This window comes from Clostridium sp. KLE 1755 (assembly GCF_000466465.2).
Lineage (GTDB): Bacteria > Bacillota > Clostridia > Lachnospirales > Lachnospiraceae > Eisenbergiella > Eisenbergiella porci.
This window is the reverse complement of sequence record NZ_KE992764.1, coordinates 1-9,137: the sequence shown is the minus strand read 5'-3', so window position 1 is coordinate 9,137 and position 9,137 is coordinate 1. Positions and strand designations below refer to the sequence as shown.

11 protein-coding genes, 2 pseudogenes and 1 other annotated feature are annotated in these 9,137 nt (G+C 47.9%); all 13 genes and pseudogenes read right to left on the bottom strand.

Annotation, left to right across the window (positions count from 1 at the left end; translation table 11 throughout):
- A partial coding sequence (locus tag HMPREF1548_RS23830) for a histidinol dehydrogenase (RefSeq protein WP_021639253.1) occupies nt 1-562 on the bottom strand: 562 nt, incomplete at its 3' end.
- A gap of 129 nt (nt 563-691) precedes the next feature.
- Complete coding sequence (hisG, locus tag HMPREF1548_RS23825) at nt 692-1,342, bottom strand: ATP phosphoribosyltransferase (protein ID WP_025489989.1); 651 nt, start codon at nt 1,340-1,342, stop codon at nt 692-694.
- A gap of 38 nt (nt 1,343-1,380) precedes the next feature.
- Nucleotides 1,381-2,628, bottom strand: a complete 1,248-nt coding sequence (gene hisZ / locus HMPREF1548_RS23820) for an ATP phosphoribosyltransferase regulatory subunit (RefSeq protein ID WP_021639250.1) — start codon at nt 2,626-2,628, stop codon at nt 1,381-1,383.
- Nucleotides 2,629-2,732: 104 nt separating this feature from the next.
- On the bottom strand, nt 2,733-3,233 hold the full coding sequence (locus HMPREF1548_RS23815) for an NUDIX hydrolase (RefSeq protein ID WP_021639249.1): 501 nt from the start codon (nt 3,231-3,233) through the stop codon (nt 2,733-2,735).
- 19 nt (nt 3,234-3,252) lie between these two features.
- The gene (locus HMPREF1548_RS23810; protein ID WP_021639248.1) at nt 3,253-3,789 is read right to left on the bottom strand and encodes a Holliday junction resolvase RecU; all 537 of its coding nucleotides are present in this window, start codon (nt 3,787-3,789) and stop codon (nt 3,253-3,255) included.
- A 14-nt stretch (nt 3,790-3,803) separates the two neighbouring features.
- Nucleotides 3,804-4,799: an RluA family pseudouridine synthase gene (locus tag HMPREF1548_RS23805; protein WP_021639247.1), complete on the bottom strand. Its 996-nt coding sequence runs from the start codon at nt 4,797-4,799 to the stop codon at nt 3,804-3,806.
- Between the two features lie 10 nt (nt 4,800-4,809).
- Nucleotides 4,810-5,373: a hypothetical protein gene (locus HMPREF1548_RS23800; protein ID WP_051358470.1), complete on the bottom strand. Its 564-nt coding sequence runs from the start codon at nt 5,371-5,373 to the stop codon at nt 4,810-4,812.
- 155 nt (nt 5,374-5,528) lie between these two features.
- Nucleotides 5,529-6,104: a GNAT family N-acetyltransferase gene (locus HMPREF1548_RS23795; RefSeq protein WP_051358469.1), complete on the bottom strand. Its 576-nt coding sequence runs from the start codon at nt 6,102-6,104 to the stop codon at nt 5,529-5,531.
- 51 nt (nt 6,105-6,155) lie between these two features.
- Entirely contained in the window at nt 6,156-6,668 is a 513-nt protein-coding gene (locus HMPREF1548_RS23790) for an NUDIX domain-containing protein (protein ID WP_021639244.1), read from the bottom strand.
- Nucleotide 6,669: 1 nt separating this feature from the next.
- Nucleotides 6,670-7,167, bottom strand: coding sequence for a GNAT family N-acetyltransferase (locus HMPREF1548_RS23785; RefSeq protein WP_035323692.1), 498 nt, complete (start codon nt 7,165-7,167; stop codon nt 6,670-6,672).
- Between the two features lie 486 nt (nt 7,168-7,653).
- Nucleotides 7,654-7,950 carry a His/Gly/Thr/Pro-type tRNA ligase C-terminal domain-containing protein gene (locus tag HMPREF1548_RS31075; protein WP_051358468.1) on the bottom strand — a complete coding sequence of 99 codons (297 nt, stop codon included), beginning with the start codon at nt 7,948-7,950 and terminating at the stop codon, nt 7,654-7,656.
- Nucleotides 7,923-8,309, bottom strand: a pseudogene (locus HMPREF1548_RS31070) (aminoacyl--tRNA ligase-related protein); the annotation flags it as partial. The pseudogene HMPREF1548_RS31070 and the gene HMPREF1548_RS31075, both read right to left, overlap by 28 nt.
- A 281-nt stretch (nt 8,310-8,590) precedes the next feature.
- Nucleotides 8,591-8,805 (bottom strand) — a binding site (T-box leader).
- A gap of 95 nt (nt 8,806-8,900) precedes the next feature.
- Nucleotides 8,901-9,137: pseudogene (locus HMPREF1548_RS30155) on the bottom strand (hypothetical protein); the annotation flags it as partial.

Sequence of the window (9,137 nt, the reverse complement as noted above, 5' to 3'; positions counted from 1 at the left end):
CCACCTTGTAGATTTCATTGACGCCTGCCACAGCTGCCGCCGCCAGTGTACCGGGATTTACCTTCCCATCGGCGCCGGGGGGCGTTGTCATAATAATGCGTTCCACGCCCGCCACCCTGGCAGGTATTACATTCATCAGGACGCTGGAGGGATACGCAGCCTTTCCGCCCGGCACATATACGCCTGCAGTTGCGATGGGAAGGTGCTTCATGCCCAGAATGGTGCCGTCCGGCCTGGGATCAAACCAGCTGGAACGCAGCTGCTTTTCATGGAACCGGCGGATATTTTCCGCGGAACGTTTCATCACCTCCAGGAATTCGCTTCCTACCGATTCAAAGGCCTCTTCGATTTCCTCTCTGGTGACAAGAAGATTTTCAGCCGAAATTTCACAGTGGTCAAATTGGCGGGTATAAGAAAAGACAGCCTCATCCCCTTTTGTACGTACCTGAGAAATGATATCGGCCACAATGTCCTCATACTGACCATAATTGTTGGGGCTTCTTTTCAGCAGATCATTCAGCAGGTTCTGCTTTGTATTTTCAGATAGCTTTAATGTTCTCATGCTTCCTCCTGTATGTGCCGGCGCCGTATGTGCCGGATGGAAAATATGATACCAGGCAGCTGTACATGTCAGAACAGCCGCTGACATTTTCTCATGTACACTCTGCCGGCCGGTGATATTTTACAGCTGCTATTGCTGCATCTGCTCCCGCAGCTTCTTTATCAGACTTTTTATCCGTTCAGGCTGCATCTGCATGCTCACCTGATTGACTATCATTCTGGCGGACAGAGGACAGACCTCTTCCAGCACCTCCAGGCCGTTTTCCCGGAGAGTGCTTCCCGTTTCCACGATATCCACGATAACATCGGAAAGCCCCACGATAGGCCCCAGCTCCACAGAGCCGTTCAGCTTGATGATATCCACGGTCTGATGCTTCTTATTATAAAAATAATCCTTGGCAATGTTGGGATATTTGCTGGCTACCCGGATCATTTCGTGATGTTTGAGAAGCTCCCTGGCTTCTGACGGCCCGCAGACGCACATACGGCATTTCCCGAAACCCAAATCCAGCACTTCATATACCCGTCTGCCCTCCTCCAGCAGGGTATCCTTGCCCACAACGCCGATATCGGCGGCGCCGTATTCCACATAGGTGGGAACGTCAGGCCCTTTTGAGAGGAAAAATTTCAGTTTCAGTTCTTCATTTACAAAAATCAGCTTTCTGGAGGACTTATCCTTCATTTCTTCACAGGTGATGCCCACCTCTTCCAGAAGCTCCAGCGTTTTATTGGCAAGCCTGCCCTTGGCAAGGGCAAAAGTAAGATATCTGTTCTCGTCCATTTTCATCCGCATCCTTTCATTTGCTGCCCGGTACCGTATCAGTCCAGGATTTCTTCCGCACATCCGCCTTCCGATGGCAGATAATAAAATGCCTTCTGCATATGCGCCCGGGCTTTTTCCCGGTAAATCCTGATTCTGTCCGCAAAGGCGCTGTCCTGGGCCGTTCTGGAGGCCACGGATGCGGGGATCAGTTCCGTGGGAACACCGTCCGCCCGGAGAGCCGCCGCCTTTTCCAGCGCATCCCGGAAGCGTCCTTCTTCATATATAATAAGGATACCTTCAGCGGCAGGCTGAGGCTTACGCTTCTGACGGGACAACGCCTCCAGCAAATCATCCACTACAATGACAAAACCGATGGCCGGCGCATCCTTCCCGAAATATTTCAGAAGGCTGTTGTAACGGCCGCCCTTGGCAACTGCGTCACCCACGCCGTAGGTATAGGCCTTAAAAATGACGCCTGTATAATAACGGTATTTACTCAGAAGCCCCAAATCAAAGGAAACATACTTCTCCACACCGTATTCGCACAGAACCTGATACAGCTCCTCCAGCCGTTCCACAGCCTGGAGGGAACGCTCGTTGTTCACAAGCTCCCTGGCCTGCTGCAGCGCTTCCGCAGAACCGAACAGATCGTTCACCTTCAGCAAAATCTCACAGTAATCCCTGCGGACGGCCTTCTGCTCCAACAGCTCCTGGGCGCCGAAAAAATTCTTGCTGGATATAAAATCGCGCAGCTCATTTTCCGTCTCCTCATCCAGTCCGGCCTGGGAGCAGATCCCCTTGAAATATTCCACCTCACCGATGCTCACCTGGAAATCCTCCAGCCCGGAGGCCTTCAGGGCTTCCACCACCATGGCGATCATTTCACCGTCCGCCTGAACGGAAGGCTCCTGTATGAGTTCGGCTCCCAGCTGGGTCACCTCCTTCAGCTTTCCCTGAAGGCTGGAGGTATTGGTAAAGGTATTTCCCAGATAGGAGAAACGGATGGGAAGCTTTTCATCCATAAAGTATTTTGCGGCGCAACGCGCCATGGAAGGGGTAAAATCAGGCCGCAGAACGAGGGTATTGCCCTCCTTGTCAAAAAATTTATATAGCTCCCGGGATGGTGTGGTGCCGATTTCCCGGCTGAACACATCGAAAAATTCAAAGGTAGGCGTCTGGATATCCTGATAGCCGAAGGAACGCAGGGTATGGTGCAGCTTTTCTTCCACCAGCAGCTTTCTCAAATATTCTTCGCCGTAAATGTCCCGGACTCCTTCCGGGGTATGTACTAATGGTTTACTCATCTGAACCTCTCTCCTTTTGTTTTACTTTATTGCATTAACGTGCTAATTTAGTAGCATATTAGCAAAGCAAACTATCAATACTATACTAAACAGCCCGCAGGCTGTCAAGTATTTCCTTCCGGCAGTAAGCTGCCAGTCATGTCTTTGCCGTTCAGCTGCCATTCCGCCAGCCTGTCTCCCTCATAACGCAGCTTCAGAGAAAAAAACGGAACGTTTTCTTCCAGCAGCCGGAAAAAAATCAGATCTCCCGTCCAAAGATTCAGGTTGGGAATTTCTGATTTTGGGACCCATTCCAGACAGCCCTCATCACAATCCGTCAGTTCCCCTTCGAAACCATCTGCCGTATAGAGACACATGTATTCCGTCCCCCATTTATCCGACACAAAAGTGACCAGCCCCCGGAACCGGTAGGAAGTAAGAAGAAGCCCCGTTTCCTCCATTGCCTCCCGAAGCAGGCAGTCCTCCGGACTCTCCCCCTCTTCCGCATGTCCGCCGATGCCCACCCATTTATTTTCATTGAGATCGTTTTTCTTTTTGACACGGTGCAGCATCAGATAGCTGTCCTCCCGTTCAATATAGCAAAGCGTTGTAACCTGGCTTTTCATAAGCCCCTCCTTTTACCGGCTATTCTTCTCTTGTATCCAGATCCTTCTGGATCATGTCCAGATAAGGAACCAGTATCCCCTGTTTTTTCGGGAGGAAATATTCCGGATTTAATTCATCATACCGGAAGCTCTTGCGTCCCCCCTCTTTTGCCCTGTCCCAAAAATAGCGCAGATGGGCATAAGGAAGATAATAGAACTGGTTTTTATGGGAAAAAAACAGGAGAAAAAAAGCGACTCCTCCCTGTTTTTCAAAATTTTCCATAAAAGTCACCTGATGCTCATGGATGTTGGCCAGGGCAAAGGTATCCGCAGCGCATTCCTTGGCATCAAAGCACACCGGCAGGCCCTGTACCGCGCCGATATAGTCAACGGTACTTTTCTGGTCAAAATAAGCCAGGGTGATATGGCGTTCATCCTTATCGATTCGGATAGGGGTGATCGGCGTGGGGATTTTCTGGATGAGAGCCAGTCCGTTTTCCTGGTATTTTTCATTGGTGCGGTTGATCAGGTCTTCCAGCGTGGACCCCCGCAGCCCTCTTGAATTCCATGTTGCCATTGCTCTCCTCCCTGTTATTGTGTTTTCAGCCGCAGAAAGGCTTCCGGCTCCGGCGCCGTAAAGGATTTTCCGGAAAGTTCGGCAAAGCAGCCGTCCATTACGGGAAATTCCACGCGGAAGGCATGGAGCATCTGGGAATGGATTCCCAGTCTGCGGTATCTGTCATTACAGGCTTTATTTCCGTATTTGGCATCACCGATAAGGGGATGGCCCAGCGCGGCCAGGTGGGCGCGTATCTGATGGGATTTTCCCGTAAACAGCTCCACCTCGGCATAGGTATAATCCGGATAAAAGGTAAGGGGACGGCAGCCCGTCACGATATGGGCAGCGGCCTTATTCCCTTTAGGCTCGGCGGAAAGAATCCGCACCTGGTTGTTCTTTTCATCCTTGATAAGCCAGGCCTGCGTCACGCCTTCCAGCTCCATTCTGCCTGCCGCAAAAAGCCGGTAGTATTTATGGACGGTGCGTTCCCTCAACAGTTCACTCATCTTCTGGCTGCCTGCCAGGGTTTTTCCGCAGATGACCAGGCCGCTTGTATTCCGGTCCAGCCGGTTGCATACGGAAGGCCGGAAGGTCCGCAGCTGGTCCGCAGTGATTTTTCCCCGGGAAAGCAGGTAATCCGTCAGCCATTCATTCAGGGAATAATCCTGTGCCTCCGCTTTCTGCGTAAGCAGTCCGGCAGGTTTATTCACCAGAAGGATATGCTCATTTTCAAAGATAACTGGAATTTGAAGGTCCGGCTTTAATGAATTGGATGCTGTTTTGTCCGGCACCGTTACTTCTCTCGGCGCTCCCCGGAATTTTTCCAGGGTTTCCTCCGCCAAAAAGAAGCATACCCTGTCACCCGCCGTCAGCTTTTCGCTGCCATCGGCTTTGGAGCCGTTCAGCGTAATATTTTTTTTGCGGAGCATTTTATAAAGGAAGCCGCTGCCAGCTTCCTTTAAATATTTTTTCAGAAATTTATCAAAACGTTGTCCGGCCTCGTTAGCGCCTATCGTTACCTCTCTCATTGCGCGCCCCCTATATGGATATGGCCTTTACCAGGGAAAGCACCGCTTCCGTCTGGGTGTCCTCGACGGAAAGCTCCTGCAGCTGATCCAGCCGGTTTAAGTATTTGGGAATATCCTGAAAAATCTTGATATTTACGTCCCTGATACTGTTCTGGGCGCACATGGCCTGCAGGTGCTTTTCGCAGGCAGCCGTTTTGCATTTGGGATTTACGGCAATACCTATCAGGTTGTTTCCGCAAAATACCATATGTGGGATCTCAAAAGTGGACTCATAGCTTGTAAGGACGTTGTCATAAAGGCAGGGGAGCGTTCCGGTGTGGGCGGACACCTTTTGATAAAGCTCTTCGCTGCAGCCCCTGGCGCGAAGGAACATGATCATATTTACCGCACACTTGCTCGCCGGAAGGCAGCCTAATATGGCGACGATGGTGAGCAGGTTTTTGTTGGTTCCCGTGGTGATGTAGCCTCCCAGGTATATGGCGAGGGAAAGAAGGAACAGGGAAAGGGTTTTGATAATTTCTATTTTCCTCTGGCTTTTGATATAGCCGTATTGGCCTTTTTTAATTCGATGCATTTCGGGAAATCCTCCGTCTGGTTTTATCTGTGTGGGCATAATGAAAAAATGGCAGTCTCCGGATCCGGGCCGTACTCCCGGTTAAAGCTCCATTATTCAGCGCCGGAGCGTGCCGGATTGGGTTCTCGGACACGCTCCTGTAACAGTGTAACACATTACGGCAAAGAAATCCAGAATTGGCTGTTAACGATATTGCGGCCTTGATACTCAGAAAGAAGGTCTCTGGAGTGGATACCGCCGCATTTTTGTATGGTTTTCAGGGAGCCTGTGTTGCTTTTGTCGCAGTCCAGCATTACTTTTTTTAATCCGAGCGTGCGCGCATAGCAAAGGACCTGACGCAGCATGGAAACCGCATAGCCCTTACGCCGCTGGGAAGGGCGGACACTGTAGCCGATATGGCCGCCCAGCTCCTCAAGGGCCGGATTCAGATGGTGGCGGATTTCGATGTTTCCCACTATCGTCCAATCATCAGGACTGTCACGGCGGATGGCGAGGAACGTGGTTACGGGAACGCCGATATAGCTGTTGTTGTCTTTTTCACAGGCCTTTATCTGCTCCAGCCAGCCCGCTATTTTTTCATAATGGTGAAGTCCGCGGCTGCCGTTTATGGTATCGCCGTTTTCCAGGAATTCTCTGCGATATTCCTGGATTTTATGTTCCCATTCATCGTAATCAACAGAATCGGGCTGAATGGCTTCGGTAGGCATAATCAAAGTGATTTCCTGTTCCATTGGCATACCTCCTAAAAAAAATTCAAGCTGTTTGTAAAAAAAGGCTGCATATCAGAAATCCGTAAGTTCCGCCCAGCTTATGCCGCCCGGCACCGCTGTACCGCAGTACAGGGTTTCAGTATGCCGGCCTGTTTCCAGATAGTGACGTATTACATAACCGGCGGTATAGGGCATCCTGCGTTGGGCCAGGTTTTCATAAGCTGTCCATTCCAGAACTCCTTCACTGCATTCAGGCAGGAATGTAGAAAAGATCTGATTTTTCAGTTCTGCAAAATAATAATAATTCTGCCTGATTTCTCCGTCTTTTAATTTCAACGTTACATAACGAAGGGAGATATTTTTCAAATCCTTTTCCGTAAGGCCGGTTTCCTCCTCCAGCTCCCGCAGGACACATGTCCGGGGATCGTTTAATTCATCCGGCTCAAAGTGTCCGCCGATTCCGCACCAGGAAGGCGGCACCACACGGGAGCCGATGCGATAGAGAAGAAGAATTTTTGTGCCGCAGGATATGTAGATAGAGGTCATATTTCTCAGCTTTATGTCAGTATTGGTATCTGCGTCCATATCAGCTTTCCTCCTGAAGGATTCTTTTCTCGTATCCGGTGAGGGTGAGGCTGCCTGTGGGTTTTCCTGTGAAAGTACTGTAGAATCCCAGCTTTTCATAAAAATGGCAGTTTCTCTCTTCTTCCATTATGGTGACAAGCCTCCAGGTGAATACCTCCGGGTACATGGTGAACAACTGGGTCAGGGCCTGGGAAGCGGCGTGCTTGTTCTGCTCCTCGGGGATGATAAAAAGAGGGGAAATCACATGCGCATCCCTCTTTTTCACCACCCTCACAGCGCCTACAATCTTTCCTTCCAGGGCGATAAGCCAGTAATCGGTTTCCTCCTGAGCCAGCTGCAGCTCCACCTTTTCCGGTGGATCCAGCGCAGGGGTTGTTTCTGTGTCATGATATTTTTCATAAAGCGGCATAAATGCGCTTTTTTTCAGCTGGTGAATGAGCAGGGCATCCGTTTTCTGTGCAAGAATCAGCTGTACCGGATCTGACTTTGTAGTAACCATTTTTAATCCTCCTGTTATGCGGAGCAAAATGCGAGTCCTCTGATGGACAATGGATTTTCCTCCTGGTCTTCTGAAGGAAAATTCGAAGCCTCTGTCGGCCATGGGATTTTCCTCCTGTGGAAAGTTTTAATGTGAGGGAAACAGCCGGGTAAGCATATTTTCGGCATTAAAAAACCGCATCAAACAAAAAATATGTCTGATGCGGATAAAGAAGCGAAAAAATATAGGTAACAATAATCAGCTCCGTCACTTCTGCACAGACATATAAGACCTACCGGCTTGTATCCTGTGCATGAAACATAAATTCTGAATAAGAATCATTCCTGCATACGGTTACAAGCAAATACGTCCGTAATAAAAACAAATATGCATATAGGAGCGGATTTCACATCCGCAGATCTGTAAGCTGCGATTCATTGTTTTCCTCTTTCTGTTTATGGGATTTCCAAAAACTTTTTATCATACTAGCACGTTGAAGCAGGGCTGTCAATAGGGGAGATATAGAAATTTGGAGGCACTTAAAAACCTTTTATCTTCATTAACAGCTTCACTAATGCTCATCTCCCCCAAATCCTGTGCAGCCTCCTTAGCATCTCTCCGCCTTACAGATATAGATTTATGATTTGTCTCCTTCTCACCTACAATTACAATATATGGAACCTTTTCCATGCGCGCCTGCCGGATTTTGTATCCAAGCTTTTCAGCATTTGAATCAATCTCTACACGCACTTTTTCTCGTTTCAGAGCACCTGAAACTGGAAATCCAGCTGAATCGTTCCGCATTGCCATGTTCTTCCATTGGAATCCTTTAAGTGAAAATCTAATTTAGGACCGTAAAAAGCTCCGTCCCCCTCATTGATGACATACGGTTTATTCATACCTTTTACAGTTTCCTCCAATGCCTTAGTAGCAAGCGCCCACTCTTCATCCGTTCCAATAGATTTCTCCGGTCTCGTAGACAGTTCAATTTCATAAGCGAACCCAAATCTTTGGTAAACCTCATCAATCAGCTTCATAACGCCCTGGATTTCCTCCATCACCTGTTCTTCCCGCATAAAAATATGGGCATCGTCCTGCATAAAACAACGTGCTCTCATAGGCCCATGCAGTGTTACGGATTTTTCATTTCTATGAATAAGCCCTTCAATCAATTCAAAATCATAATAAAATCCATTTTCAATTGCAGGACCAATGGCACATTTCGTATCCGGATAAAGATGCTTTACTGCATGCGCCAGTACATGGGCGCTCGTGTGCCAGAACGCTTTCCTCCCCTCCTGTTCTTCAAAACTCATTTCTGCCATTTCACCATTTTTTTGCAGAACCTTCATACTCTTGTTGCTCCTTTCTTTTTTGCGGCCGACAGCCGGTTATCAGTATTGAACAACATAAGAAAAGCACCCATAAGACCATAAAAAATAGTCTTAAGGGTGCATTTAACACGGTTCCACCTTAACTTTTCACTTCAGATTCCAATAAATCCTATCCTTTAACACAGGCATACGGTAACACTTACATCACTTCAGCATTACAGCTCTGGAATGGTTTTCGTCTATCTTACACATAAACAGCTTTCACCAAATGCTGTTCTCTCTGGATGTTTCTGAATAAACTACTCTTTTCCGTCATCGTTTTTCTTATGTTATTAGATAAATATTAACAAACGATTGCCCTGTTGTTAATTATTTTTAAAAAAAATCTGTCATAGAAAAATATATAGTGTGATAGTTTAGTTATCTGAGTAGTATCTTTGCTATTTCCAGATCGCTTTTGGAAGAATCCTCTGTTATCAAATTGATTACCTTTTGTACATAAGCATCTTCCAACTCCAATGCTTCTGAAATTGCAGTAACACTAAGCCCCTTTTCCAGTTTTCTTCTTATCATGGATACTAATTTTATTGCTTCTCCCTCAGCACGGCCTATTTTTAATCCATCCTGTCTTCCTTTTTCAATACCAATCTCAAGAAT

Excerpts from the sequence above, each read along its gene's own strand:
- hisG (WP_025489989.1), bottom strand. The coding sequence starts at position 1,342 with ATGGACGAGAACAGATATCTTACTTTTGCCCTTGCCAAGGGCAGGCTT.
- hisZ (WP_021639250.1), bottom strand. The coding sequence starts at position 2,628 with ATGAGTAAACCATTAGTACATACCCCGGAAGGAGTCCGGGACATTTAC.
- HMPREF1548_RS23815 (WP_021639249.1), bottom strand. The coding sequence starts at position 3,233 with ATGAAAAGCCAGGTTACAACGCTTTGCTATATTGAACGGGAGGACAGC.
- HMPREF1548_RS23810 (WP_021639248.1), bottom strand. The coding sequence starts at position 3,789 with ATGGCAACATGGAATTCAAGAGGGCTGCGGGGGTCCACGCTGGAAGAC.
- HMPREF1548_RS23805 (WP_021639247.1), bottom strand. The coding sequence starts at position 4,799 with ATGAGAGAGGTAACGATAGGCGCTAACGAGGCCGGACAACGTTTTGAT.
- HMPREF1548_RS23800 (WP_051358470.1), bottom strand. The coding sequence starts at position 5,373 with ATGCATCGAATTAAAAAAGGCCAATACGGCTATATCAAAAGCCAGAGG.
- HMPREF1548_RS23795 (WP_051358469.1), bottom strand. The coding sequence starts at position 6,104 with ATGGAACAGGAAATCACTTTGATTATGCCTACCGAAGCCATTCAGCCC.
- HMPREF1548_RS23790 (WP_021639244.1), bottom strand. The coding sequence starts at position 6,668 with ATGGACGCAGATACCAATACTGACATAAAGCTGAGAAATATGACCTCT.
- HMPREF1548_RS23785 (WP_035323692.1), bottom strand. The coding sequence starts at position 7,167 with ATGGTTACTACAAAGTCAGATCCGGTACAGCTGATTCTTGCACAGAAA.
- HMPREF1548_RS31075 (WP_051358468.1), bottom strand. The coding sequence starts at position 7,950 with ATGCGGAACGATTCAGCTGGATTTCCAGTTTCAGGTGCTCTGAAACGA.